The following is a 24709-nucleotide window of genomic DNA, read 5'->3' on the forward strand; positions in this document are numbered from 1 at the left end:
GCTCGGTTCGCCGCAGTTAGATTACGTGGTCATGTCGACGTGGACGTTGCCCGAGGGGCTAGAGCCGGTTAGCCGTGGTCCCGAAGCCCCCGCTGCGGGCCTGGAATTGAATCCGGGTTGGCCGCGCAGGTTCAGTTATCCGGGAGCCGATGAGGACCTTTGGGGGACACGGTTCTTTGCCGGTGATGGTGCCAGCGTGACGGGTCGATTCGAGGTGCTCCCGGAGCTTGAGGGCGGACCGGGTGTCATCCACGGTGGGGTGATGGCCGCTATTTTCGACGAGCTCCAGGGCGTCTTGGGCATCGTCACTCAATTGGTGGCTGTGACAGCGCATCTGGAGGTCGATTATCGCAAGCCGATCCCTGTCGGAGCGACGGTAGAGCTGGCCTCCTCGGTGGAGGGCCGGGCCGGGCGAAAGCTGTATACCACGGCGAGTGCACGGATCGACGGCGACCTGGTGGCCAGTTCGCAGGGCATTTTCGTGATCATCGATCCCGATGCGCACTATGGCGAGGGTGCTTCGCGGACGCTGGGCATCAGTCCGTAAGTCGTTGTGCCAGACGTAGGTTCGGGCGGGCCTCGGGCTCGGCTCGGCGGGCCTCGGACAGCACCTGCAGCGCCCTGCCCACATTCGGGCAACGCAGCAAGTGCATGCCGGCGGGGTGTAGGTCGTCGCCCTCGGGCGGAATCACCGCGTGGGTGTACCCGAGGCGCGCGGCCTCGGCGATGCGCTTGCCCACGGCGGCGGTGCGGCGGATGTCGCCGGCCAGTCCTACCTCGCCGATGAACACCATGTTGGCGGGCAGCGCTATGTCTGTGTAGGCGGAGGCCACCGCCATCAGAATGGCCAAGTCCGCCGATGGGTCGCTCATCCGCATACCACCGACGGTAGCCATGTAGATATCGTTGTTGCCCAGTGGAATTCGTCCGTGCCGCTCTAGCACGGCGGTGACCATGGCCGAGCGTGCGTGATCGAGCCCGCTGACCGCGCGCCGCGGTGAGGGGTTGGTCGAGGTGGTGACCAGTGACTGGACCTCGCCGAGTAGTGGGCGCTTACCGTCGAGGGTGACTGTCACCGCGGTCCCGGGTGCGGCTTTGTCGCGATGCTCGAGGAACAGCCCGGACGGGTCGGAGACACACTCGATTCCCTTGTCGCGCAACTGGAAACACCCGACCTCGTCGGCGGCGCCGAAGCGATTCTTGATACCGCGCACCATTCGCAATGCCGAGTGCTTGTCGCCCTCGAAATGCAACACCACATCGACCAGGTGTTCCAGTGACCGCGGCCCCGCGATCGCGCCGTCCTTGGTCACATGCCCGACCAACACCATCGCCACCCCCGACGACTTGGCCGCCATGGTCAGGGCCGTCGTCACCGCTCGCACCTGAGTGACGCCGCCGGTCACCCCGTCGGCGTCGGTTGTGGACATGGTCTGCACCGAATCGATAATCGCCAGTGTGGGTTTGACGGCTTCGATGTGTCCGAGCACGCTATGCAGATCCGACTCCGAGGCAAGATACACCTCGTCGTGAACGCACCCGGTGCGTTCGGCCCGCAGTCGAACCTGTGCGGCGGACTCCTCGCCGCTGATGTAGAGGGCTCGTCCGCCCGAGGCGGCCCACTGGTGGACCACCTTCAGTAGCAGCGTCGACTTCCCGACGCCGGGCTCGCCGGCGAGCAGGTTCACCGAGCCTGGAATGACGCCGCCGCCGAGCACCCGGTCGAGCTCGGATACACCCGTGGGCTGGTGCTTGGTGGCGTCGGTCGTAATTCTGGTGATGGGTACCGCCGCCGATGCGGGAGCAACCGCGCGTACCGCGCCGAGGCCGCCGATGGAGGACAGCACCGCCGTTTCGCTCACGCTGCCCCAGGTACCGCAATCGGGGCAGCGGCCCACCCATTTGGCGGTGGTGTGCTGGCATTCCGAACAGCGATACTGCGCGCGGGGTTTGGCCACACCGCGACGTTAGCCGTCGGGTGTGACAAAACCGGACATCGGGCCGAGGCGCCCTAGTCGGGCGGCAGCGGGACGATGCGGTCCTGGCAGTTCACGGTCTTCTCACCGTCATTGGACAGGACCGTCTGCCCGTCCACCAGAATCCGGCAGTGGATGTGCCCCGAGCTCCAGATCGCCGTCACCTGCTTGACGGTGTCCTTGTAGGGCCAGGCCACGGTTACCGACCACGGCAACTTGACGTCATTGACGGCCTGCGGCGTTCCGGAATAGTCGCCGTAACTGATGGTGCCTGCTTGTGGTGTCTTGCCCGCAGCCCAGACCAGGTAGGTCACCTTGGGGGGCGCGGCCTGCGCCGTTCCGGGAAGGAGCAGGCCGATCGCCGCCGTTGCCGCAGTGGCCGCTGCCAACGTTCGCTTCACGGTGTCCTCCTGGTTCAGGCTTTGCGCCGGAAGTTATCACGGAGGCGTGGGCAAATGGGGCGAATGGTCACACCGTCGGCGTCACTGAGCCCGACTGCAGGGGTCACCGTCCACCTTGGTCAAGATGCCGACGATGGAACCGGAGTTGCCGCGCTGGCAATGCTCGCGAGGCAGGCCGTCGGTGGCGTAGCTGCAGGTGGCCAGTTCCACACGATCGTCTTGGTCGACTACCTGCCCGTCGATGAGGATCTCGCAGAAGATGCGCGGGCCGTCGCCGGTGTTGTATCCGGTGACATTGATGAGGGGATGCTTGGTGTCGTCGGTCCAGGTGATGTCCTTGCCCCACGGCAACTGCGGATTCATCGCACCACGTCGGGCGCCATCGGCATCGTTGTAGCCGATGGTTGCCGCGACGAGAGGTCCGTACTCGGCCCACACCCGGTAGGTGACCGTGCGAGGCGCCGCATGCGCGGGCGGTGCGGTGAGCACCACGCTCATCATGACCACCGCCGCTGCGCAGGTGAAGAGCCGTTTCATGGGCGCAAGCTAGCACGAAAAAAGCGAGGGCCCGGTACGGCAGATCGCCGGCCCGGGCCCTCGCTACGAGACTGTGTTAGTGTTCGCCACCCTCATGGCCGCCACTGTTCTCGATGTGCTGGCGCGGTGCGCTCGGACCGGCGTCGATGGGCACCGTGACGGTGACCTCCCCGGCCTTTTCGAACGTGAAGGTGAATCGATACGTCAGGCCGTCCGCCAGATCCTTGGTCAGCTGCAGTTGGGCCTTGCCGTGCTTGATGGCCGGGTCAGAAGAGGCCTGCGCCTTGGCTTCTGGGGCCTTGGTCTCGGGGGCCACCGGAACAGCGGTCTCGGTCTCGGTGGCGACCTCGGGGGCCTTGGCTTCGGCGGCTGGCTCCTGACCCTCAGCTGCACCGACGAAGAGACGTCCGGTGGCGGGGATCTCGGTGTCTCCGGTCAGCGTCACCTTGCCGATGTCGTCGGGGGACGTGATGGTGGTGAGCTTGTCGTTGACATCGGCGGATTCATTCGTGATGACCAGAACCAGCTCGGCTTTCTGGCCGGCACGCTGCTTCACCGGGTCAGGGCTGCCGACCAGGTGCACGTTGCGCAGCGCCAGCTTGCCGAGGTTGGCGCTGCCGCCGTTGATCGCCGACGACTGGTTCGCGGTCTGCGAGATCTGTCCGGCACCGCAGCCGGTCAGGGCAGTCGCGAGAACAGCGGCACCAAGAAATGCGGTAGCGCGAGCGGTGCTGCGCTGGGACCGAGTGCGAAACACAGGCATCTCCCTGATTCGAAAGCGGCTCCGGACGTGTCCGAAATCCACCTGCGGCCGATATCTCCTATAGACAGTAGTAGGTGCCTTGTGCGGACGAAAACAGCGGGGCACTCGCGTCGTTCTCGGGATGATCCACGTGTGCGAAGGCCATCCGTATCCGGTGTCCCAGTTCGCCGCCTGGGAACCGATGTGACCTGGATTACCGCTCGTGAGGGCTGGTTTATGGCCGCGTCGGCGAGGCCTCCACAGGGTGCTGGATGCACGAAAACGTCACCCTGTCAACCCCGAGGGTTCACCTGCAATGCCCCTGACCTGCACCGTTGGTGGGCAGGTCGAGATACGCCGTGTTAGAATTGGGTATCGAAAGGGGCACGAAACAAGATGATATTTAAGGTCGGCGACACCGTTGTCTATCCACATCACGGTGCAGCGCTCATCGAGGCGATCGAGACCCGAACCATCAAAGGCGAGCAGAAAGAGTATCTCGTCCTGAAGGTTGCCCAGGGAGACCTCACGGTTCGTGTGCCTGCAGAAAATGCCGAATATGTCGGTGTCCGTGACGTGGTGGGCCGCGAGGGCCTGGACACGGTCTTCCAGGTACTGCGGGCGCCGCACACCGAAGAGCCGACCAACTGGTCTCGTCGATTCAAGGCCAACCAGGAGAAGCTGGCTTCCGGTGACGTGAAGAAGGTTGCCGAGGTCGTTCGCGATCTGTGGCGTCGTGAGCAGGAGCGCGGCCTGTCCGCCGGCGAGAAGCGCATGCTGGCCAAGGCCCGTCAGATCCTGGTCGGTGAGCTCGCGCTTGCCGAGAACACCAACGCCGCCAAGGCCGACACCATCCTCGACGAGGTGCTCGCAGCTGCCTCGTAGGACGGCGGCGATAGTTCCGGCCGCCGGTCTCGGTGTGCGGCTGGGTGCAGATGTTCCGAAAGCCTTCGTGACCGTCGGTGGCCGGACAATGCTTGAACGTTGTGTCGACGGCCTGCTCTCATCGGGGGCCGTTGACGACGTAGTCGTCGTAGTCGGGGCTGATCAGCTCGAGAGGGCCGCAGCCCTGGTGGGCGCCGCGGCCACCGTGGTGCCGGGTGGCGCCGAGCGCACCGATTCGGTGCGAGCCGGTCTGGCCGCCGTGGCTGCGGCCGACTGGATCTTGGTTCACGATGCCGCCCGTCCGTTGACCCCTCCGGACATGATCGCCCGCATCGTCGCAGAACTGCGTGAAGGGCGTGGGGCGGTCATCCCGGCTATCGCGGTAACCGACACCATCAAGTCGATCGATGCGCAGGGCACGGTGAGCGGTACGCCCGATCGCGCCAGTCTGCGTGCCGTGCAGACACCTCAAGGGTTTGCGGCCGACGTGCTCAGGCGTGCGTACGCGGCCGCCGGAGACGTCGCCACCGACGACGCCGCTCTTGTCGAGCAGATGGGCGAGGGCGTTCATGTGGTGGAGGGCGACCGGCTGGCCTTCAAGATCACCACGGCACTGGATATGACGCTGGCCGAGGCGATTCTGAGCACCAGGGAGGGTGACCGATGAGCGTATTGCCCCGAGTGGGTATCGGAACCGATGTGCACCCCATCGAGCAGGGCAAGCCCTGCTGGCTGCTCGGGCTGCTCTTTCCCGACGAGAACGGATGCGAAGGGCACTCGGATGGCGATGTCGCCGCCCACGCGCTGTGTGACGCGCTGCTTTCGGCCGCCGGGCTCGGCGATGTGGGGGCGGTGTTCGGCACGGGTAGGCCCGAATGGGCGAATGTCAGCGGCGCCAAGATGCTGACGCATGTGCGAGAGCTGCTGCACGACAACGGTTTCCAGATCGGCAATGCCGCGGTGCAGGTGATCGGTAATCGGCCGAAGGTCGGTCCGCGCCGCAGCGAGGCCCAGCAGCTGTTGTCTGGTCTTGTCGGGGCGCCGGTGTCGGTGTCGGCGACGACGACCGACGGGTTGGGCCTGACCGGGCGGGGCGAGGGGTTGGCCGCGGTGGCAACGGCGCTCGTCGTCCGATGAGCAGCTAGTGCGAAGAGAATCAGGCACAGCGCTGTAAGCTCGCTGGTCGTGACCGGTCACGCTCCGCTTAGGCTTTACGACACCCGTGTGGGTGCCGTGCGTGACTTCGTGCCGCTGCAGCCCGGGTCCGTTTCCATCTACCTGTGCGGGGCGACCGTGCAGGGTCTGCCCCATATCGGGCATGTGCGCAGCGGCGTGGCTTTCGACGTATTGCGCCGCTGGCTCAGTGCCCGCGCCTATGACGTCCTGTTCGTCCGGAACGTCACCGATATCGACGACAAGATCCTCACCAAGGCCGCCGACGCGGGCCGGCCCTGGTGGGAATGGGCCGCCACGTACGAGCGCGCCTTCGACGAGGCTTACGACGCCCTCGGCGTGCTGCCGCCTTCGGTCTCCCCTCGCGCGACGGGGCACATCACCCAGATGATCGAGCTGATCGAGCGGCTCATCGACACCGGGCATGCCTACGCCAGCGGCGGCGACGTCTACTTCGATGTGTTGAGCTACCCGGAGTATGGGCAGCTGTCCGGGCACAAGATCGACGACGTGCATCAAGGCGAGGGTGTGGCCACCGGAAAACGCGATCCGCGCGATTTCACCCTATGGAAGGGGGCCAAGCCCGGCGAGCCGTCTTGGCCCACTCCGTGGGGGCCGGGACGTCCGGGTTGGCACACCGAATGCGTCGCGATGTGCGAGGCCTACCTGGGGCCGGAGTTCGATATCCATGCCGGCGGAATGGATCTGGTCTTTCCGCATCACGAAAACGAGATCGCGCAGGGCCGTGCCGCCGGTGACGGCTTCGCCAGGTATTGGCTGCACAACGGCTGGGTCACCATGGGTGGCGAGAAGATGAGCAAGTCGCTGGGCAACGTGTTGTCCATTCCGGCTGTGCTGCAACGTGTCCGGGCCGTCGAGCTGCGCTACTACCTCGGCAGCGCGCACTACCGCTCGATGCTCGAATACTCCGAGACCGCGCTCGCCGACGCGGTCAAGGCGTACTGTGGCATCGAGGACTTCCTGCACCGGGTGCGTGTCCGGGTCGGCGAGGTGCCGGTGGGCACCTGGACTCCCGCATTCGCGGCTGCGCTCGATGACGACCTGTCGGTGCCGATCGCGCTCGCCGAGGTGCATTCGACGCGCGCCAACGGCAATCGGGCGCTGGATGCCGGCGACCACGAGGGAGCGCTTTCGGCGGCCTCGAGCATCCGCGCCATGATGTCGATTCTCGGATGCGATCCGCTCAACGAGCGCTGGGAAACGCGCGATGAGACATCTGCCGCGCTGAACGCCGTCGACGTGCTGGTGACCGCGGAGCTGCAGCGGCGAGAAACGGCACGGACAGAAAAGAACTGGGCCCTGGCAGACGAGATCAGGGACCGGCTCAAAAGGGCGGGTCTGGAGATCACCGATACCGCCGACGGCCCACAATGGACCCTTACCAGTAGCGACGAAGAGCAGTAGCAATGGCAGGTAATTCTCAGCGCCGAGGCGCGGTACGTAAGCCCGGTACCAAGAAGGGCCCCACCGTCGGTTCCGGCGGTGTGCGCCGCCGCGGCCTGGAGGGCAAGGGCGCGACGCCTCCGGCAGAGCAGCGGACCAAGCATCCGGCGGCCAAACGTGCCGCTGTCCAACGAAAGGTCGCCGACGCCAAGCAGCGTCGCCTCAAGCAGGGCGACGAATCCGAGATGGTGTTGGGCCGCAATCCGGTGCTGGAATGCTTGCGTACCGGCGTGCCGGCGACCGCGCTGTACGTGGCCGTCGGTGCCGATAACGACGAGCGGCTGACCGAGTCGGTGTCGTTGGCTGCCGACGCCGGGATCGCGATTCTGGAGGTGCCGCGCCCCGATCTGGACCGTATGAGCACCAACGGATTGCATCAGGGTCTGGCGCTGCAGGTTCCGCCGTACAAGTACGCGCATCCCGATGATCTGCTGGCTCGGGCCCGCGCAGAGGCACAGCCCGCGCTGCTGGTTGCACTGGACAACATCTCCGATCCGCGCAATTTGGGCGCCATCGTGCGCTCAGTGGCGGCCTTCGGCGGGCATGGCGTCGTCATTCCGCAGCGCCGCAGCGCGTCGGTGACCGCGGTCGCGTGGCGCACCAGTGCGGGCGCGGCGGCGCGTCTTCCCGTCGCGCGCGCCACGAATCTGACGCGCACCCTGAAGGATTGGCAAGACAAGGGCCTTACGATTGTCGGCCTCGATGCCGGTGGCGATACCGAGCTCGACGATCTGGACGGCGCGGGCGATATCGCCGTGGTCGTCGGTTCGGAAGGCAAGGGACTGTCTCAGCTGGTCCGCAAGACCTGCGACGCCGTGGTCTCGATCCCGATGGCCGGGCCGGTGGAATCGTTGAACGCCTCGGTGGCCGCGGGTGTCGTACTCGCGGACATCGCTCGCCAGCGCCGCTAGTCCTCCCAGTTCTCCGCGCCGAGATGACATTCATGTAGGTGTCTTCTGGTGTTTCTCTCGCATGGATGTCATCTCGGGCACAATGTGCAGCCATGAAGCGCCTTGTTCTCGTTCTTGCCGCCACTTTGTCCCTGGCATCCTGTGGCAATAAGGAAGCGACATCCTTCGACCTGCAGGCGCATCGGGGTGGACGTGGTGAAACCACCGAGGAATCCTTGCGTGCCTTCACCAAATCTCTTGAGCTCGGGGTCAGCACTCTCGAACTCGACATCGTCATCTCCAAGGACCGCAAACCGATGGTCTGGCACGACCCGGTGATCGAACCCACGAAGTGTTCCGACACCGGACCGGTGACACCCGGCGACCCGCAGTTTCCCTACGTCGGAAAGCTGGTGAAGGACCTGACTTCCGAGCAGCTGCACACCCTGGACTGCGGCAAGCTGCTCAAGGACTTCCCTCAAGCAGAGGTGGTCAAGAATGACAAGATCGCGCTGCTGTCAGATGTTTTCGCTCTCGCCGACTCCTACCACGCCGATGTGCGGTACAACATCGAGACCAAGGTGGAGGCAGCCGAGCCGCAGAAATCCGCGGAGCCGCAGGTGTTTGTCGACATCATCCTGGATGCGGTCCGGGCGGCGGGCAAGACCGACAAGGTGGAAATCCAGAGCTTCGATTGGCGCACGCTGCCGATGACCAAGCGGGCCGAACCCGGCATCCCGCTAGTGGCGCTCTGGGACGAAACCACTTGGTACCCAGGCTCTCCGTGGTTGGGCGGCGTGGACCCCGCCCTCGTCAAGGATCCGATCGACGGGGCCAAGCAGATAGGTGCCACCATCTTGTCGCCCGGATACACGGTGCCCTATGGAGGTAAGGTGGGCGACCCGGGTTTCACGTTGGTTGCCGACAAGAAATTCATCGACAAGGCCCACTCTTTGGGGCTCAAGGTCATTCCCTGGACCATCAATGACGCCGAAACCATGAAGGCGCAGATCGACGCCGGTGCTGACGGGATAATCAGCGACTACCCGACCACGCTGCGGAAGGTCGTGGCGGAGAAGGGCCTGCCGCTGCCGCCCGCCTATCACCGCTAGACGAACGGGGCCAGCTCGATTCCATCGGCGAGCAGTGCCGTGCGCACCGCTTGGGCGATCGTCACCGCGCCCGGTGAATCGCCGTGCACGCATAGCGATTCAGCCGTGCGGCTGAGAGCGGGAACACGCGCTGCCACCGCGGCGGGGTCATGCAACACCGCTCCCGGTTCGCCGCGCGGCACCAGGGTGCCATCCTCGCGGTAGGCCCGGTCGGCGAAGGCCTCGGCGACCACCCGCAGCCCCAATTCACGTGCGCGGTCGCCGAATGCACTATGCGGCAGCGTCAGCACCGGGAAATCGGCGTTGACATCCCGCACTGCGCGCGCGACTGCGTCAGCCTGCGCTTCGTGGTGCACGATGGTGTTGTACAGCGCCCCATGCGGTTTCACATAGGTCACCGACGATCCGACGGTGCGAGCCAGCGCGTCGAGCGCACCGATCTGATACACGATGTCGGCATACAGATCGTCCGCGGCGATGTCGATGAACCGGCGCCCGAATCCCGCGAGATCGCGATAGCCCACCTGCGCGCCGATGCGGATACCGCGCGCGGCAGCGGCGTGGCAGGTGCGATGCAGTGTCGCGGGGTCGCCCGCGTGGAAGCCGCAGGCGAGGTTGGCGCTGGTGACCACGTCGAGCATGGCCTCGTCGTCACCGAGGCGCCACACACCGAAACCCTCGCCCAGGTCGGCGTTCAGGTCGATACTGGTCATGGTTGATGTTCTTCGCGCCAGCGGCTCATCACCCTGCGAGCCTAGCTCGCTCAAGCGTGCCGGTACCGTCCGATGACGCGGCAGAGCAGATAGATCGCGACGGCGATCATGGTGACGAACACCGAGATCGGCACTCCGGGCGCCAGCGACAGCACGATGCCGCCGACCGCGGCGATCTCGGCGAAGACGATCGACAAGCCGATGGCGCGTGCGGGGGACGAGGTGATCCGTGCCGCGGCCGCCGCCGGAGTGATGAGCAGCGACATCACCAGCAGTGCCCCGACGATCTGCACGCCCTGTGCGGCGGTGAGGCCGACGAGAGCGGCGAACACGATCCCCAAGGTACGCACCGGGACTCCGCGCGCCTCGGCGACGTCGGGATCGACGGTGGCGAACAGCATCGGCCGGTAGGTGACGGCCAGCACGGCGCCTACCACCACACTCACCACCACGAGCATCAGCAGCCCGCTGTACCCGACGCCGACGATCTGTCCGGTGAGCAGAGCGAAGTTGGTGCCGGTGCGCCCGGGGTACAGGTGGATGAACAACACCGCCAATCCGAGCCCGAAGGCCATGACGACACCGATCGACGAGTCGCGATCCTTGGTCCGCTGTCCGAGGACACCGAAAAGGATTGCCGCCATCACGCTTCCGAGTAATGCGCCGGTCCCGATGTTGGCCCCGGCCAGCAGCGCTGCCGCGGCACCGGTCAGCGACAGCTCACTGGAACCGTGCACGGCGAAGGACATCTGCCGCATCACCACGAACGGTCCGATGAGTCCCGACAGCAGGCCCAGCAGTACGGCGGCAAGGATGGCCTGTTGCACGAAGTCGCGGCCCAGCAGATCGGCGGTGAGTGAGAGGTTGAAGAAGTTACTCATGGGCGTGCTCGGCACATTCATTGGTCTCGCCCACGACCACGTACTGTCCACGTACCTTCACGACGTCGATCTGGGTGCGGTACAGCTCGGACAATGTCTCGGACGTCATCACCTCGTCGACGGTGCCGATTCGGAAGCGCCCGTCCACCAGGTACAGGATCCGGTCCACATACGGCAGGATCGGATTGATCTCGTGCGTCACGAACAGCACGGCTGTCTGTGCGTTACGCCGGCGCTTGTCGATCAGAGCGCAAATCTGTTGTGCACTTGCCGGATCCAAGTTCAACAGTGGCTCATCACAGAGCAGGAGCGCGGGATCTCCCGCCAGGGCCTGCGCGATGCGCACCCGCTGCAGCTCGCCGCCGGACAGCGACGAGATCGCCTTGGTGGCCAGATGACTCGCGTCGACCTGCTGTAGCGCGAGATCGATCGTGGCGCGCCGGCTCGCGCGGTGGGCGGGGTTGAATGCCGCCAAACCCCAACGATGCCCGTCTATTCCGAGACCCACGAGATCTTCCGCGCGCAGGATCAGCGCATTGTCGGCGAGTCGGTGCTGGGGGACGTAGCCGAGGTCACCGCTGATGCTCATGGTGCCTCGGGTGAGCGGTACCTGACCCAGCAGCAGGCGCAGCAGCGAGGTCTTGCCGGAACCGTTGGGGCCCAACACCGCGATGAATTCGCCGGGCTCGACCGTGAGATCCAGGTCCTCCCACAGGGTGCGTCCACCACGATTCAGCGATGCGCTGCGCAGCGTCGCAGTACTCATTCGGCCATTATCTCAGGGCGGTGGCGAGCTGCTCGGTGGTGTGCCGTTGCCAGGTGATGTAGTCGGTGCCGTCGGGCAGGGTCTCGGTCACCGTCACCACGGGAATGCCGTGGGATTCGGCGGCCTGCTTGATCCGGTTGGTGACCGATCCGGCCGTTTGCGGGTTGAATAGCAGGGCCGCAATCTGTTTGGTGTTGATCAGGTCCAACGCGGTGGCGACGTCCGCGGGCGAGGGGTCCTGGCCCTGCTCGGCCGCCTCGGCGAAGTCGTGGGGTGTGCGATCCACCAGCGCGCAATGGGAGACCAGGTGACTGGCCACGGGTTCGGTCGCCAGGATTGCCTTGCCACGGTCCTTGTCGGCGACCTCATCTTGCAGCTTTGCTATGGAATCGACTTGCTGTCCAAATGTTTTGGCATTGGCTTGGTAGGCATCGGCGTTGTTCGGATCCGCCTTGGCAAGGTCATCTGCGGTGCGATTGGCCACCTGCTCGGCGGTGCGCAGGCTGTAGAACACGTGCTCGTTCTTGTCGGACGAGTCCGCGGGAAGAAGCTGGTAGGCGTTGACCCGAGGCTGGCCGTCCTTGAGGAGCTTGTCGATGAACGGGTCGTAGCCGTCACCGTTGTACACGACCAGGGTGGCGTCCTGTACCTGTGCGGCCGCCGCCGGGGTCACCTCGAATGAATGCGGATCGGTGTTGGCGCCACTGACCAATGCGGTCACCGTGGCGTGATCACCGGCGACGGCCTTGGCCACCGACGCCCAGGCGTCGGTCGAGGCCACCACAGCGGGCTGACCGGCGCCCTGGGTGCTCTGGCTGCAGCCGGCCAGAGCCAGTGTTCCGATGGTTGCGACCGACACAGCCAACCCAGCAACGCGAGCAAGCACAGCATACCTCCAGTCGCCCAATAATGAAAACGGTTTTCATTATGGCCGATGGGGTGGCAAGAGTGCAAAACGTGTCAGCGTTCGCTGAGCCTTGAGGCCACGCGCAACGCCGGTAGCAGCAGTGATCGCGTTGTGTACCGCCCGGCCACGGTCATCGCCTGAGGCACCGCACCAGGGACGACGCTGCTCACCAGTGCACCTCGGGGAAGACTTCGGCTCGGTGTCACGAGCTTGGCGGTGGCGTGCGGGGTGAGCTGCCTGCACCCCCGGCCAGCGCGGCGAAATCACCAGTTAGGACAGCAGCGCCGCGCAGCGCAGCAGCCCGATGTGGCTGTATGCCTGCGGGTGGTTACCCAGTGAGCGTTCGGCCACCGGGTCGTACTCCTCGGAGAGCAGACCGGTGGGGCCGGTGGCCTTAACCAGCTGGTCGAACAGCAGCTCGGCCTGTGACCGTGCGCCGATGAGTAGGTATGCCTCGACCAGCCAGGCTGCACACAGATGGAAGCCGCCCTCGCCGCCGGGCAGGCCATCGTCGCGGTGATACCGGTAAACGGTTGCACCGCTGCGCAGTTCGGCTTCGGTGGCGATCACCGTCGCGGTGAATCGGGGATCGGCGGGGTCGATCAATCCGGACAGTCCGATGTACAGCGTGGCGGCGTCCAGGTCGGTGCCGTCGTAGGCCGCCGTGTAGGAGTTGACCGATTGGTTCCAGCCCTTTTCCACCACCTCGGCGGAGATCTCGTCGCGCAGCGCGGCCCAGGACGACGGTGCTTCGTATCCGAACTCCGCGGCCAACTTCACCGCGCGGTCCACGGTCACCCAGCACATCACCTTGGAGTACACGTGATGACGCGGATTGCCGCGGATTTCCCAGATGCCGTGGTCGGGTTCGTACCACCGGCGCTCGACGGCAAGAACCATGTCGGAGACCAGGTTCCAATCGGCGGCCGTCAGCGGATCGGCGTGCCCGAGACGCTTGCGCGCGTGGGACAGATCGTGGATCAGTTCCACCACGGGTCCGAAGACGTCCAGTTGAACTTGTGAATTGGCGGCGTTGCCGACGCGTACCGGGCGCGAGCCGGCATAGCCGGGTAGCGAGTCGATCACGGCTTCGGGCGGCAGCACCGTCCCGGCCAACGTGTAGAGCGGATGCAGGCGATCGGGGCCGGGTAGGTGTTCCAGCACTCGGTGCAGCCAGCCCAGCAGCCCCTCGGCCTCGACGAGCGATCCCAACGCCACCAGTGCCGACGCGGTCATCGAGGCATCGCGCAGCCAGCAGTACCGGTAATCCCAGTTGCGAATGCCGCCGATGTCTTCCGGCAGCGATGTAGTGGCCGCGGCCAGGATCGCGCCCGATTCGGCGTGCACCAGTCCGCGCAGCGTCAGCGCCGAGCGCTTCATCAGTCCGGGCTTGCGGTCCGGCAGCGTCAGGGTCTGGGCCCAGTTGCGCCAGTAGGATTCCGCGCGTTCGCGCAGCTCGGATTCGGGAATCGGGTTCTCGCCGAGATCCTCGGTACCGCAGCGCAGTTCGAGAACTATCGGCCGGTTGGAGCGGCTGATGGTCGCGGTCGCGCTCTGTTCATCGGCGGAGATGGTCCACGTCACGCCCGGCGCGCGCAGCACGATCGGATCGTTGGTGCCCAGCACGCGCAGGCCGTCGCTCTCGGCCACCAGCTGCACTGGGGTCTGTCCGAACTCGGGGCGGGGGGCGAAGGTGACCACCGCGTCGGCCTCGCCGGTAACGACGCGAATCAGGTCGGTGCGCCCGGGGATCTCGTCGTGCGCCAGATAATCGGTGACTTGTAAACTGGCCCAACGTGTTTCGACAGTCATGGTGCTGTCAATGTATTTCTGGCCGAGTGGTAGCGCGGATCGTGCGGGACCGATCGTGAAGTGCCCGGCCTCGTCCCCGCCGAGCAGGTGGGCGAAGACCGCCGCCGAATCGGGTTCCGGGTGACACATCCAGGTGATGCCACCGGTGGGGTTCACCAGCGCGATGGTGCGCGAGTTGGCCAGCATGGTGAGCCGCTCGATGGGTGTCGCGTGCCCGCCGAGCAGCCAGGTGCGGCGCTCTTCTAGTAGAAAGGCCAGTGCGGTACCCACCGATTCGGTGTCCGGGATCCGGTACTGCGCGAGTGTTTCGCCACCGCCGACCTTGACGCCCACATCGGGGCCGTGTAGACGCTTGAACGCCTTTTCGTCGGTGACGTCGTCGCCGAAGAACACCGCGGCGGTTGCCCCCTCCTGGTGGCGCAAGATATCGAGGGCTTGCCCCTTGTCGGTGGGTATGACGGCGAATTCGAGAACCTTCTTGCCCTCGGTGACCTGCGCGCCCCAACCGTTCGCCACCGAAAGCGCCTGACTGAGCGCGGCATCGGCGTCCTCATCGGAGGCGTTGCGAACGTGTAGCGCGACACTCGCGGGTTTGAGCTCGATGGCCACGCCGGCGTACTCGGCGGCGATGGCCGACAGCTTGTTGGCAATGGTCTTCAGCAGTGCCTTGGCGTCTCCGTCGATGGCGTGGACGAAGCCGGCGTCGAACTCCGAACCGTGGCTTCCGACCAGATGCACCTCGGCGGGCAGACGCGACAGCGTCGCCAGGTCTCGCAGCGCACGCCCGGAGATCAATGCCGAGGTCGTCGAGGGCAGTCCCGCCAATGCCCGCAGTGCCGTAGTCGATTCGGGATGCGGGCGCGCGTCATCGGGATTGTTGACCAGCGGGGCGATTGTTCCGTCGTAGTCGGACGCCACCAGCAGTCGAGGGGTACGGGCGACCTCGGAAAGAGCCCGGCGCAGTTCCACGGGCAGATCTTGGGCACTCACCACGGGTCCCGAGTCTACGTCCGCTACCAAGGCGGGGCTGGTTAGGCAAAGCCTCGCAGGGTTAGGTAATGCCGAGCAGCAATCGGACGGTGCGATCGAGCCGGTGGCTCACGTCGGTTGCCGAGGCGCGGCGCGTCAACCAGGCAATCATGTTGGAGGTCCAGACGTCTGAGATGACCCGGGCGATGTGGAATTGCGCGTCGGAGGGGTCGTCGTCGCCGGCCATGGCGCGGGCGAAGATTCCGTCCATCAGCCGGCCCACGTGATCAACCTCACCGGCGGCCGATGCGTCGGCGAAGACCAGTGCGCGTGTCATCGCTTCGGTGAGCAAGGGGTTGCGCTGCATGTTGCGGTTCAGCCGGGTGATCGCCGTGTGTAGACGTTCGTAGGGAGTGCTGCCGCTGACGGCGTTGCGATCGGACTTCGCATCGATCTGTTCGAACTCGCGCTCCAATGCCGACACCAGTAGGTGCACCTTGGATGGGAAGTATCGGTACAGGGTGCCGACGGCGACGTCGGCGCGCTCGGCGACGGTGCGCATCTGCACCGCTTCATAGCCGCCCTTGGAGGCGATGGCCAAGGTGGCGTCCAGGATGCGCTTGCGGCGCTCGCGCTGTGCGGTCGAGCCGAGGTCGTCATCGGACAGCGCGGAAACGGCGGCAGGCTGATTCGTCGCGTCGGTGTCACCGCTGTCCGCCTGCGCGGTTTCCGATGCGCTAGATGTCCGAGGCGTTGCCATTGCGTCTGTACTCCCTGCGTTCAATCTCGCGCGTGCACGCGCGAGGGTTTCAGCGCACGACTATACGGATGCCCATCGGTCGATTCAGGTCTCCCTGGCTCGCCGGTAGCGCTCTGTACAGCCTGAATGCGTTCCTACTACACTGAACCCAATCACGATATTAGAACACGTTCTAGTCTGATTGTGACGAAAAACAAACCAAGGAGAATCTGTGTCCGACGTCCAGGAAGCCGCGCGCGATGCGGTCCGTCAATGGGCCAAGAGCGCGGCGGTCATCGAGTCGGTCCGGAAGATGGAATCCGACCCGCACGGATGGGGCCCCGCCTACGCGGGCCTGGCTGAGCTGGGCATTTTCGGTGTCGCGGTGCCGGAGGCGGCCGGTGGATCGGGCGCCGGATTCGATGACATGATCGCCATGGTCGACGAAGCCGCGGCGTCCCTGGTCCCGGGGCCGGTCGCCACCAGTGCGTTGGCCGCGGTGGCGCTCGCCAGCGCCGAACCGACGGGATCGATACCGGACGTGGTCGCGGCGTTGGCGGCCGGCGAGCGCACGGCCGGGCTGGCCCTCACCGGGGACCTGACCGTCGCCGACGGGCTTGCCTCGGGCGTGTTGCCTGCGGTGCTGGGCGGTACCGCCGACGGCGTGCTGTTGGCCGCGGGGCCGGGCGGTTGGGTGCTTGTCGATTGCGTGGCCGCCGGCGTGGCGGTGGACACCAAGAAGGCGACGGACTTCTCGCGTCCGTGGGCTGCGGTCACCCTGAACGGTGCGGCGGTGCATCCGGTGAACCTGCCTGCCGCCGTGATCGCAGACCTCGCGGCCGTGACGCTCTCGGCCGAGGCGGTGGGTGTGGCGCGGTGGGCGCTGCAGACCGCGGTCGAGTACGCCAAGGTGCGCGAGCAGTTCGGCAAGCAGATCGGCAGCTTCCAGGCCATCAAGCACATGTGCGCGGAGATGCTGTGCCGCGTCGAACAGGCTGACGTCGCAGTTTGGGATGCCGCCGGCTGTGCACAGGACCTTGTTGCCAATGGGGTTGACTCCCAGCAGCTTTCGCTTGCCGCGGCGGTGGCTGCGGCAGTGTCCCTCGATGCGGCCGTGGCCAACACCAAGGACTGCATCCAGATTCTCGGTGGCATCGGATTCACCTGGGAGCATGATGCGCATCTGTACCTGCGGCGCGCGTACGCGCTGCAGTCGTTCCTGGGCAAGCCCGCGGGGTGGCGGCGCAAGGCCGCGTCGTTGACGGTCTCAGGTACTCGCCGCTCCCTGACCATCGACCTCGGTGAGGTGGAGGCGCAACGCACCCAGGTTGCGGCGACGGCTGCGGAAATTGCCTCGGCACCAACGGATGAGCTCCAGGTCCGGTTGGCCGAGACGGGCTTCCTGGCACCGCATTGGCCCGCGCCGTACGGGTTGGGTGCAGGTGCTGCGCAACAGTTGCTGATCGATCAGGAGCTGCACGCGGCGGGTGTCGTACGTCCCGATCTGGTCATTGGATGGTGGGCGGCGCCCACCATCCTGGAGCACGGGACACCCGAGCAGATAGAGCAATTCGTCGCACCCACCCTGCGCGGTGACATCGAATGGTGCCAGCTGTTCTCCGAGCCAGGTGCCGGTAGCGACCTTGCGTCGTTGCGTACCAAGGCGACTCGGGTCGACGGCGGTTGGAGACTCGACGGGCAGAAGGTGTGGAACTCCAAGGCACAGATCGCGGATTGGGCGATCTGCTTGGCCCGCACCAATCCCGATGTGCCCAAGCACAAGGGCATCACCTACTTCCTGCTCGACATGAAGACCCCCGGGATCACCGTGCGGCCGCTGCGCGAGATCACCGGCGAGGAGATGTTCAACGAGGTCTTCCTGGACGGCGTCGTGGTTCCCGACGAGAATGTGGTCGGCTCGGTCGACGACGGGTGGCGCCTTGCCCGCACCACACTGGCCAACGAGCGGGTGGCGATGGCGGGCGGCGGCACCCTCGATGAAGCCATGGAATCGCTGCTCGCACTGATCGGTGACACCGAACTGGATGCGGCGCAACTGGATACGCTCGGATTCTTCGTGTGCTCGGCGCAGACGGGTGCGCTGCTGGATCTGCGGACCGCGCTGCGCGCCATCGGCGGCCAGGACCCTGGCGCCGCGTCGAGTGTGCGCAAGCTGGTGGGCGTGCGGCATCGGCAGGGACTCTCCGAGCACATCCTCGACTACGTGGACACTCATGGTGCGGTGGAGTCGCACGAGATGTGGTTGTTCATGCGGGACCGTTGTCTGTCGATTGCCGGAGGTACCACCCAGATCCTGCTCAGTGTGGCGGGGGAGCGGCTACTCGGCTTGCCGCGTTAGCGACCATGTGCCGAGAGTAACCACACGCACGCGACCCGGTGGATTTGTGTGTGTGCGGTTACGTTCGATGAAATCTTGCGTGCGGCTAGCTGAACCGGGCCTGCGCGCAGGCATCCGGCGAAATCACGCTACGGCCACCGATACTGGCCTCGACGTGGCTGCACACGATGTAGTCGGCGTCGAGCTTGGGCTGCCCCGTAGCCCAATCGGTGGGCTGGGTGGTGCCGGTGATCCGGAAGCGGTCGGTGTCGCCTCCGCCGAAGTAGACGGTGGTGAGCAGCCAGGTGCTACCGCCGTTGTGCTCCACGGTGTTCGGGTTGTCGGCCCACTGCACCCATAGGTAGTTCATCCGGTCCGAGGTGCGCAGTTCAGTGGTCTGTTTGGCCCACAGATCGCCCCCGAATCCCTCGATCCCGTTGGGAGTGCGCAGGTTGAAGCTCGCGGTGTAGTAGCACTGCCGCTCGGCCCTGCGGCAGTCGGCGGTGGTGTGCACCTCGAGCTGGCGCCCCTCGTCGACGGGAGTGCTGACATCGGTCGTCTTGACCTCGGCTGCGGCGGCACCCGGGAAAGCCAGGGAAGTGACCACCAGCGATGCGGCGGCCAGCGCCGATTTCAGGGACATCATGATGCCGGAATCGTATCGGCCCGGCCGTGCGGTGGCACCGAGATCTTTTTTCTGGATCCTGCGTTCACTCATCGAAGGTGACGTTGACGTCGTCGGTCTCCGGAACCGCCTGGCACGCCAGGATGTACCCATCGTCGATGTCATTCTGCGACAGCGCGTCGTTGACCAGCATGCGGACCTTGCCGTCCTTGAGAATGCAGGCGCACGTCATGCAGTGGCCCTCGCGGCAGGAGAACGGCGCGTCCAGGCCCTTGGCGAGCAGCACGTCGAGCAGCACGGTGCTGCGCGGCCAGCTGACGGTATGGGTCTCGCCGTCCAGTTCCACGGTGGCGGTGGCAGGGGGTTCATCGTCCTCGGAGGGCTCGGCGAGGACGACCTCCGCGAACGGGTCACTTTCCAGAGAGCGGAAGACCTCGACGTGCACGCGATCGCCGGGCATGCCGTTGCCCTTGAGCGCGGCCTCGGAGGCATCCATGAAGGGGCCGGGACCGCAGATGAAGGCCTCGTGTCCTGCGAATGGTGCGGTCAGGGTGGCCAGCGACTGCTGTGACGGCAGCCCCTGCACCGATTCGAGCCAGTGGATGACGGTGAGCCGATCGGGATACTTCGACGCGAGTTCGCGCAGTGCCGCCCCGAAGATCACCGACTGCTCGTCGCGGTTGGCGTATACGAGCACCACCTTGCCGTTGCCCTGGGAGAGCGCGGATTTGCAGATCGCCATCATCGGGGTGATACCGCTGCCGCCGGCCAGCAGGAGGAAATCACGATCGAGCTCTTTGGGGATGAAGACTCCCGACGGCGCCAGCACGTGCATGTGCATCCCGGCATGGGCGTTATCGCAGATCCAGTTGGACCCGTACCCGTCGGCGGTGCGCTTGATCGTGACCGTCAATCGGTCGTCGACGTGCGGGGAGCTGGACAGCGAGTAGCAGCGCGCCACGGATCCGGTGCGATCGGATGGAATACGCAGCGTGAGGTACTGGCCGGGCGCGTACGCGAACTTATCGGCGGAGTCCTCGGGGATCTCGAAGACCAGGGAGCGGGAGTCGGCGGTCTCGTCGATCACCTCGGCGATTCGAACCTCGAGGACGTGCTTCCCCAGGACTGGATCTTCTTCGCGCGAGGCGCTCATCGCGTGGACCGTCCTGTCACGTGATTTCCTCCATTAGTCATCGTCGGCGAATGGCCGAACTAGAACAGGTTACAGAATTGACCTTTGGCCCTACAACACCGTCGCTGCTTCGTTCCAGATGAGCCCGCCTTCCCGGGGGCGGAGAGGCGGTGTCGACACAGATCGAAACGTGTTCTAGTCTCAGCAGTGAACGCGCGCTGTCACCGAGGGTGTACAGCGGGTGTCGCGAACTACTAGCCCTAGTTTGTGCCGACTGATGCTAACGACAGCAGTGGAGGAAATGCAGTGACGACGACCGAACAGCGGGACGAAGTTCAGGCGGTTCTCGCAGGAATTGACGACCTGCTGCCGATCCTGCGCAAGCGCGCGCAGGAGACCGAAGATCTGCGGCGCCTGCCCGACGCCACGGTCTCCGAACTGCAGGAGATCGGCTTCTTCAAGCTGCTGCAGCCGTCGCAGTGGGGTGGATACGAGACCGCTCCCACCACCTTCTACGAGGCGGTGCGCCGTTTGGGCAGTGCCTGCGGTTCGACCGGCTGGGTCGCCTCGATCATCGGCGTGCACAACTGGCACCTGGCGCTGTTCGACCAGAAGGCGCAGGACGAGGTCTGGGGTGACGACACCAACGTGCGGGTGTCCTCCTCGTATGCCCCCATGGGCGCCGGTGTGGTGACCGAGGCAGGTGACGGTTACCTCGTCAACGGCTCGTGGAACTGGTCCTCGGGCTGTGATCACGCCACCTGGGCGTTCCTCGGCGGCCCCGTCATCAAGGACGGTCGTCCTGTCGACTTTGGTAGCTTCCTCATCCCGCGCACCGAGTACCGCATCGACGACGTGTGGAATGTGGTCGGCCTGCGCGGCACCGGCAGCAACACCGTCGTGGTCAAGGACGTCTTCGTGCCCAAGCACCGGTTTCTGTCGTACAAGAAGATGAACGACCAGACCGCAGGCGGGTACGAGACCAACACCGCGCCCGTCTACAAGATGCCTTGGGGCACAATGCACCCCACCACCATCACAGCGCCCATCATGGGTATGGCCTACGGTGCCTACGACGCACACGTCGAGGCTCAGGGTAAGCGGGTGCGGGCCGCCTACGCCGGCGAGAAGGCCAAGGACGACCCGTTCACCAAGGTGCGGGTGGCCGAGGCCGCGAGCGACATCGACGCGGGTTGGCGCCAGCTGATCGGGAATGTGGGCGACGAGTACAAGCTGATCGCGGCCGGCCAGGAGGTTCCGTACGAGCTGCGTGCCGCCGCGCGTCGCGACCAGGTGCGTGCCACCGGTCGGGCGATCGCGTCGATCGACCTGCTGTTCGAGAACTCCGGCGCCACTGCGCTGTCGAACGATGCTCCGGTCCAGCGCTTCTGGCGTGACGCGCACGCCGGACGGGTGCATGCGGCCAACGACGCCGAGCGGGCCTACCAGATCTGGGGCAACCACGCCTTCGAGCTGCCCGCCACCGACACGATGGTTTAACGCCGGTACTTAGGAGGACTGTCGAAATGGACGCCATCCGCTCATTGGGCTACATGCGCATCGAGGCCACCAATATGGCGGCCTGGCGCGAGTACGGGCTCAAGATCCTCGGCATGGTCGAGGGCAAGGGCACTGTCGACGGTGCGTTGTACCTGCGTATGGACGACTTCCCCGCGCGCCTGGTGATCTTCCCCGGTGAACACGACAGGCTGTCGGTCACCGGTTGGGAGGCCGCCAACGCCGCCGGGCTGCAACAGGTTCGCGAGTCGCTGGAAGCCAACGGCACTCCGTACAAGGAGGGCACCGCGCAGGAGAAGGCCGAGCGCCGTGTGGACGAGCTGATCATCTTCGAGGATCCGTCGGGCAACATCCAAGAGGTGTTCCACGGTGTGGCCCTGGAGCACCGCCGGGTGGTCAGCCCGTACGGGCACAAGTTCGTTACCGAGGATCAGGGCCTGGGGCACGTGGTGCTCTCGACCAAGAACGATGCCGAATCGCTGCACTTCTACCGAGATGTGCTGGGGTTCAAGCTGCGTGACTCCATGCGGCTACCGCCACAGATGGTGGGACGTCCGGCCGACGGTGAGCCGGCGTGGTTGCGCTTCTTCGGTTGCAACCCGCGCCACCACAGTCTGGCGTTCCTGCCGATGCCGACTCCCAGTGGCATCGTGCACCTGATGGTCGAGGTGGAGAACTCCGACGATGTGGGCCTGTGCCTGGACCGCGCGTTGCGCCGCAAGGTGCCGATGTCGGCCAGCCTGGGTCGGCACGTCAACGACCTGATGCTGTCCTTCTACATGAAGACACCAGGCGGATTCGACGTCGAATTCGGTTGCGAGGGAAGACAGGTCGAAGACGAATCCTGGATCGCACGGGAGAGCACCGCGGTCAGTCTGTGGGGCCACGACTTCACCATCGGTGCGAAGCTGAACCAGTGACCGATCTAGGGATTGACCCGCGGGCGTTCCGGAATGTGCTGGGACAGTTCTGTACCGGCGTCACCATCATCACCACGACCCATGAGGACGCACCGGTGGGCTTTGCCTGCCAGTCGTTCGCCGCGCTGTCGCTGGAGCCGCCGCTGGTGCTGTTCTGTCCGACCAAGCAATCGCGATCCTGGGCGGCCATCGAGGCATCCGGCAAGTTCTGCGTGAACGTGCTGGCCGAGGAGCAGCGTGAGGTCTCGGCCCGATTCGGTTCACGAGAGCCGGACAAATTCGCCGGAATTGATTGGCGTCCATCGGGTCTCGGTTCACCGATCATCAATGGCTCGCTGGCGCATATCGACTGTGAAGTCGCAAACGTCCACGACGGCGGGGACCACTGGGTGGTCTTCGGATCGGTCAAGGAACTCAGCGAGATCCCGGAGAAGCCGGCCGCTACTCGTCCGTTGCTGTTCTACCGCGGGCAATACACCGGTATCGAGCCCGACAAGACCACGCCCGCCGATTGGCGTAACGATCTGGAGGCGTTCCTCACCGCTACCACCGAGGACACCTGGCTGTAACCGATGCGGTGAGCGGTTCCCCTGCGGGAGTGTCTGATCCGGCGTAATCTCACAGATCCACGGGGCATCTCGGTGAGGGCGGATCATGGCGTTGTACGCGTATCGGTGTGTGAGCTGCGGTGACGCTTCACGCAATTTTCCGATGGCCACCGCTCCAGACGAGGTGCCGTGCGCCGGATGTACAGAACCGGCGCGACGGGTTTTCGGCATCGCCGGAATGTGTCGTGGCCCCTCGTCACGTAGGGATCTGCTCGATTCCACCCATCGCAGCGCCAGTGAGCCGCGCGTGGTTTCTGCGTTGCCCGGTGCGCGCCGGCCGGTGACTGTGACGTCAAATCCGTTGCATCGCAAGTTACCCCGCCCCTAGTCGGAAGGTTCGCTATGCCCGAGGTGTTGTTCCCGCTGGATTCGAGCAAGAAGTTCACCGAGCAACAAATCGTCGGGCACAACAGATGGCACCCGGATATTCCACCGGCGGCTGTGGTGAAGCCGGGCACCTCGTTTCGGGTGCATTGCCGGGAATGGTTCGACGGCGCCATTCACAACGACGACTCCGCCGACGACATCCGAGATGCCCCGCTGACCACGGTGCACGCGCTGTCTGGACCCTTCTCGGTCGAAGGGGCGCAGCCGGGCGACCTGCTGATCGTCGACATCCTGGATGTGGGACCCATCCCGCAGGAAGACTCCGGCCCGTTGGCAGGTCAGGGCTGGGGCTATACCGGCATCTTCCCGACGGTGAACGGCGGCGGATTCCTTACTGAACAGTTTCCCGATGCGTACAAGGCGATTTGGGACTTCTCGGGCCAAACCGCGACGTCGAGACACATTCCGGGTGTCAGCTTCACCGGGATCGTGCACCCCGGGTTGATGGGAACGGCACCGTCCGCCGAATTGTTGGCGCGATGGAATGCGCGCGAAGGCGCGTTGATCGCTACCGACCCCAACCGTGTTCCGGCGCTGGCACTTCCGCCGGAACCCAGGGATGCGGTGCTGGGCACGCTCACCGGAGAGAACTTCGACAGGGCAGCGGCCGAGGCCGCACGGACTGCTCCGCCGCGGGAGAACGGGGGCAATCAGGACATCAAAAATCTGACCAAGGGCAGCAGGGTGTTCTATCCGGTGTTCGTACCGGGCGGCAAGCTCTCGGTGGGGGACTTGCACTTCTCCCAAGGAGACGGCGAGATCACCTTCTGCGGAGCCATCGAGATGGGCGGTTTCATCGATCTGCATGTCGACGTGCTCAAGGGCGGCATGGAGACCTACGGGGTATCCGAGAATGCGATCTTCATGCCGGGCAACACCGATCCGCAGTATTCGCAATGGCTGGCATTCTCGGGCACCTCGGTCACTCTGGACGATGAGCAGCGGTACCTGGATTCACATTTGGCGTATCAGCGTGCCTGTCTGCATGCCATCGACTACCTGACCAAGTTCGGCTACAGCCCGGAACAGGCCTATCTGCTGTTGGGCGCCGCGCCCATCGAGGGCCGACTCTCCGGGGTGGTCGACATCCCGAATTCCTGTGCCACGGTATATATTCCGACCGCCATCTTCGACTTTCCGGTAACCCCCTCGGCGGCCGGGCCGGTGCGAATCGATGCCGGGCCCGGGGCGCCTCGTTCGGAAGCGCGCTGAGT

24 protein-coding genes are annotated in these 24709 nt (G+C 65.3%); 12 read left to right on the top strand and 12 right to left on the bottom strand.

From position 1 onward, the window contains the following. Nucleotides 1-31: 31 nt before the first annotated feature. Entirely contained in the window at nt 32-547 is a 516-nt protein-coding gene (locus MYCSP_RS02420) for a PaaI family thioesterase (RefSeq protein ID WP_088413122.1), read from the top strand. Here MYCSP_RS02420 and radA read toward each other — a convergent pair. The 4 genes from radA to MYCSP_RS02440 form a co-directional block, all read right to left on the bottom strand. Next, the gene (gene radA, locus MYCSP_RS02425; RefSeq protein WP_083017624.1) at nt 537-1958 is read right to left on the bottom strand and encodes a DNA repair protein RadA; all 1422 of its coding nucleotides are present in this window, start codon (nt 1956-1958) and stop codon (nt 537-539) included. The two genes, MYCSP_RS02420 and radA, sit on opposite strands and share 11 nt — an antisense overlap. A gap of 53 nt (nt 1959-2011) precedes the next feature. Beyond that, nucleotides 2012-2377, bottom strand: coding sequence for an MmpS family transport accessory protein (locus MYCSP_RS02430; protein WP_083017627.1), 366 nt, complete (start codon nt 2375-2377; stop codon nt 2012-2014). 81 nt (nt 2378-2458) lie between these two features. Continuing rightward, on the bottom strand, nt 2459-2914 hold the full coding sequence (locus tag MYCSP_RS02435) for an MmpS family transport accessory protein (protein WP_083017629.1): 456 nt from the start codon (nt 2912-2914) through the stop codon (nt 2459-2461). A 76-nt stretch (nt 2915-2990) separates the two neighbouring features. Next, the gene (locus tag MYCSP_RS02440) at nt 2991-3671 is read right to left on the bottom strand and encodes a hypothetical protein (RefSeq protein WP_083017739.1); all 681 of its coding nucleotides are present in this window, start codon (nt 3669-3671) and stop codon (nt 2991-2993) included. 381 nt (nt 3672-4052) lie between these two features. On the opposite strand from MYCSP_RS02440, the gene MYCSP_RS02445 reads away from it, so the two are divergent. The 6 genes from MYCSP_RS02445 to MYCSP_RS02470 all read left to right on the top strand — a co-directional run bounded on the left by MYCSP_RS02445 (nt 4053) and on the right by MYCSP_RS02470 (nt 9180). Further along, nucleotides 4053-4541: a CarD family transcriptional regulator gene (locus MYCSP_RS02445; RefSeq protein ID WP_005064991.1), complete on the top strand. Its 489-nt coding sequence runs from the start codon at nt 4053-4055 to the stop codon at nt 4539-4541. Beyond that, nucleotides 4531-5208, top strand: a complete 678-nt coding sequence (gene ispD, locus MYCSP_RS02450; RefSeq protein ID WP_167346524.1) for a 2-C-methyl-D-erythritol 4-phosphate cytidylyltransferase — start codon at nt 4531-4533, stop codon at nt 5206-5208. Before MYCSP_RS02445 ends, ispD begins: the two co-directional genes overlap by 11 nt. Further along, nucleotides 5205-5678 carry a 2-C-methyl-D-erythritol 2,4-cyclodiphosphate synthase gene (gene ispF, locus MYCSP_RS02455; protein WP_083017631.1) on the top strand — a complete coding sequence of 158 codons (474 nt, stop codon included), beginning with the start codon at nt 5205-5207 and terminating at the stop codon, nt 5676-5678. Before ispD ends, ispF begins: the two co-directional genes overlap by 4 nt. Before the next feature lie 48 nt (nt 5679-5726). Then, nucleotides 5727-7139, top strand: coding sequence for a cysteine--tRNA ligase (gene cysS, locus MYCSP_RS02460; protein WP_083017633.1), 1413 nt, complete (start codon nt 5727-5729; stop codon nt 7137-7139). A 2-nt stretch (nt 7140-7141) separates the two neighbouring features. Next, nucleotides 7142-8089, top strand: a complete 948-nt coding sequence (gene rlmB / locus MYCSP_RS02465) for a 23S rRNA (guanosine(2251)-2'-O)-methyltransferase RlmB (RefSeq protein WP_070913509.1) — start codon at nt 7142-7144, stop codon at nt 8087-8089. A 92-nt stretch (nt 8090-8181) separates the two neighbouring features. Further along, entirely contained in the window at nt 8182-9180 is a 999-nt protein-coding gene (locus MYCSP_RS02470) for a glycerophosphodiester phosphodiesterase family protein (protein ID WP_083017635.1), read from the top strand. Here the strand turns inward: MYCSP_RS02470 and MYCSP_RS02475 are convergent. The 6 genes from MYCSP_RS02475 to kstR all read right to left on the bottom strand — a co-directional run bounded on the left by MYCSP_RS02475 (nt 9177) and on the right by kstR (nt 15988). After that, on the bottom strand, nt 9177-9893 hold the full coding sequence (locus MYCSP_RS02475) for a LamB/YcsF family protein (RefSeq protein WP_083017637.1): 717 nt from the start codon (nt 9891-9893) through the stop codon (nt 9177-9179). The two genes, MYCSP_RS02470 and MYCSP_RS02475, sit on opposite strands and share 4 nt — an antisense overlap. Before the next feature lie 50 nt (nt 9894-9943). Beyond that, the gene (locus MYCSP_RS02480) at nt 9944-10774 is read right to left on the bottom strand and encodes a metal ABC transporter permease (protein WP_083017639.1); all 831 of its coding nucleotides are present in this window, start codon (nt 10772-10774) and stop codon (nt 9944-9946) included. Continuing rightward, nucleotides 10767-11540 carry a metal ABC transporter ATP-binding protein gene (locus MYCSP_RS02485; protein WP_083017641.1) on the bottom strand — a complete coding sequence of 258 codons (774 nt, stop codon included), beginning with the start codon at nt 11538-11540 and terminating at the stop codon, nt 10767-10769. The genes MYCSP_RS02480 and MYCSP_RS02485 overlap by 8 nt, the downstream gene beginning before the upstream one ends. 7 nt (nt 11541-11547) lie before the next feature. Then, on the bottom strand, nt 11548-12399 hold the full coding sequence (locus MYCSP_RS02490; protein WP_407661582.1) for a metal ABC transporter solute-binding protein, Zn/Mn family: 852 nt from the start codon (nt 12397-12399) through the stop codon (nt 11548-11550). Nucleotides 12400-12717: 318 nt separating this feature from the next. Next, nucleotides 12718-15249, bottom strand: a complete 2532-nt coding sequence (otsB, locus tag MYCSP_RS02495; protein WP_083017743.1) for a trehalose-phosphatase — start codon at nt 15247-15249, stop codon at nt 12718-12720. 61 nt (nt 15250-15310) lie between these two features. Continuing rightward, complete coding sequence (gene kstR, locus MYCSP_RS02500; protein WP_070913503.1) at nt 15311-15988, bottom strand: cholesterol catabolism transcriptional regulator KstR; 678 nt, start codon at nt 15986-15988, stop codon at nt 15311-15313. A 211-nt stretch (nt 15989-16199) separates the two neighbouring features. Here kstR and MYCSP_RS02505 point away from each other — a divergent pair, with 211 nt between their 5' ends. Continuing rightward, a complete protein-coding gene (locus MYCSP_RS02505) occupies nt 16200-18326 on the top strand; it encodes an acyl-CoA dehydrogenase (RefSeq protein WP_083017645.1) in 2127 nt (708 codons plus the stop codon). 85 nt (nt 18327-18411) lie between these two features. On the opposite strand, the gene MYCSP_RS02510 is transcribed toward MYCSP_RS02505, so the two are convergent. Both MYCSP_RS02510 and MYCSP_RS02515 read right to left on the bottom strand, forming a co-directional pair. Next, the gene (locus MYCSP_RS02510) at nt 18412-19023 is read right to left on the bottom strand and encodes a hypothetical protein (protein WP_322788569.1); all 612 of its coding nucleotides are present in this window, start codon (nt 19021-19023) and stop codon (nt 18412-18414) included. Next, the gene (locus MYCSP_RS02515) at nt 19016-20083 is read right to left on the bottom strand and encodes a ferredoxin--NADP reductase (protein ID WP_070913501.1); all 1068 of its coding nucleotides are present in this window, start codon (nt 20081-20083) and stop codon (nt 19016-19018) included. Before MYCSP_RS02515 ends, MYCSP_RS02510 begins: the two co-directional genes overlap by 8 nt. A gap of 285 nt (nt 20084-20368) precedes the next feature. Between MYCSP_RS02515 and hsaA the strand changes: the two genes are divergently transcribed. From hsaA to fmdA, 4 genes are all read left to right on the top strand, one after another. Further along, complete coding sequence (hsaA, locus tag MYCSP_RS02520) at nt 20369-21562, top strand: 3-hydroxy-9,10-secoandrosta-1,3,5(10)-triene-9,17-dione monooxygenase oxygenase subunit (RefSeq protein WP_083017647.1); 1194 nt, start codon at nt 20369-20371, stop codon at nt 21560-21562. A gap of 26 nt (nt 21563-21588) precedes the next feature. Then, entirely contained in the window at nt 21589-22500 is a 912-nt protein-coding gene (gene hsaC / locus MYCSP_RS02525) for an iron-dependent extradiol dioxygenase HsaC (RefSeq protein WP_083017649.1), read from the top strand. Next, complete coding sequence (gene hsaB, locus MYCSP_RS02530) at nt 22497-23069, top strand: 3-hydroxy-9,10-secoandrosta-1,3,5(10)-triene-9,17-dione monooxygenase reductase subunit (protein ID WP_083017651.1); 573 nt, start codon at nt 22497-22499, stop codon at nt 23067-23069. The genes hsaC and hsaB overlap by 4 nt, the downstream gene beginning before the upstream one ends. A gap of 381 nt (nt 23070-23450) precedes the next feature. Further along, nucleotides 23451-24707: a formamidase gene (gene fmdA, locus MYCSP_RS02540; protein ID WP_083017654.1), complete on the top strand. Its 1257-nt coding sequence runs from the start codon at nt 23451-23453 to the stop codon at nt 24705-24707. The last annotated feature ends 2 nt before the right edge of the window (nt 24708-24709 follow it).

Source organism: Mycobacteroides saopaulense, from assembly GCF_001456355.1.
Lineage (GTDB): Bacteria > Actinomycetota > Actinomycetes > Mycobacteriales > Mycobacteriaceae > Mycobacterium > Mycobacterium saopaulense.

Excerpts from the sequence above, each read along its gene's own strand:
- rlmB (WP_070913509.1), top strand. The coding sequence starts at position 7,142 with ATGGCAGGTAATTCTCAGCGCCGAGGCGCGGTACGTAAGCCCGGTACC.
- MYCSP_RS02510 (WP_322788569.1), bottom strand. The coding sequence starts at position 19,023 with ATGAGTGAACGCAGGATCCAGAAAAAAGATCTCGGTGCCACCGCACGG.
- MYCSP_RS02480 (WP_083017639.1), bottom strand. The coding sequence starts at position 10,774 with ATGAGTAACTTCTTCAACCTCTCACTCACCGCCGATCTGCTGGGCCGC.
- MYCSP_RS02420 (WP_088413122.1), top strand. The coding sequence starts at position 32 with ATGTCGACGTGGACGTTGCCCGAGGGGCTAGAGCCGGTTAGCCGTGGT.
- kstR (WP_070913503.1), bottom strand. The coding sequence starts at position 15,988 with ATGGCAACGCCTCGGACATCTAGCGCATCGGAAACCGCGCAGGCGGAC.
- MYCSP_RS02470 (WP_083017635.1), top strand. The coding sequence starts at position 8,182 with ATGAAGCGCCTTGTTCTCGTTCTTGCCGCCACTTTGTCCCTGGCATCC.
- fmdA (WP_083017654.1), top strand. The coding sequence starts at position 23,451 with ATGCCCGAGGTGTTGTTCCCGCTGGATTCGAGCAAGAAGTTCACCGAG.
- MYCSP_RS02445 (WP_005064991.1), top strand. The coding sequence starts at position 4,053 with ATGATATTTAAGGTCGGCGACACCGTTGTCTATCCACATCACGGTGCA.
- MYCSP_RS02435 (WP_083017629.1), bottom strand. The coding sequence starts at position 2,914 with ATGAAACGGCTCTTCACCTGCGCAGCGGCGGTGGTCATGATGAGCGTG.
- ispF (WP_083017631.1), top strand. The coding sequence starts at position 5,205 with ATGAGCGTATTGCCCCGAGTGGGTATCGGAACCGATGTGCACCCCATC.
- MYCSP_RS02475 (WP_083017637.1), bottom strand. The coding sequence starts at position 9,893 with ATGACCAGTATCGACCTGAACGCCGACCTGGGCGAGGGTTTCGGTGTG.
- hsaC (WP_083017649.1), top strand. The coding sequence starts at position 21,589 with ATGGACGCCATCCGCTCATTGGGCTACATGCGCATCGAGGCCACCAAT.
- MYCSP_RS02485 (WP_083017641.1), bottom strand. The coding sequence starts at position 11,540 with ATGAGTACTGCGACGCTGCGCAGCGCATCGCTGAATCGTGGTGGACGC.
- MYCSP_RS02515 (WP_070913501.1), bottom strand. The coding sequence starts at position 20,083 with ATGAGCGCCTCGCGCGAAGAAGATCCAGTCCTGGGGAAGCACGTCCTC.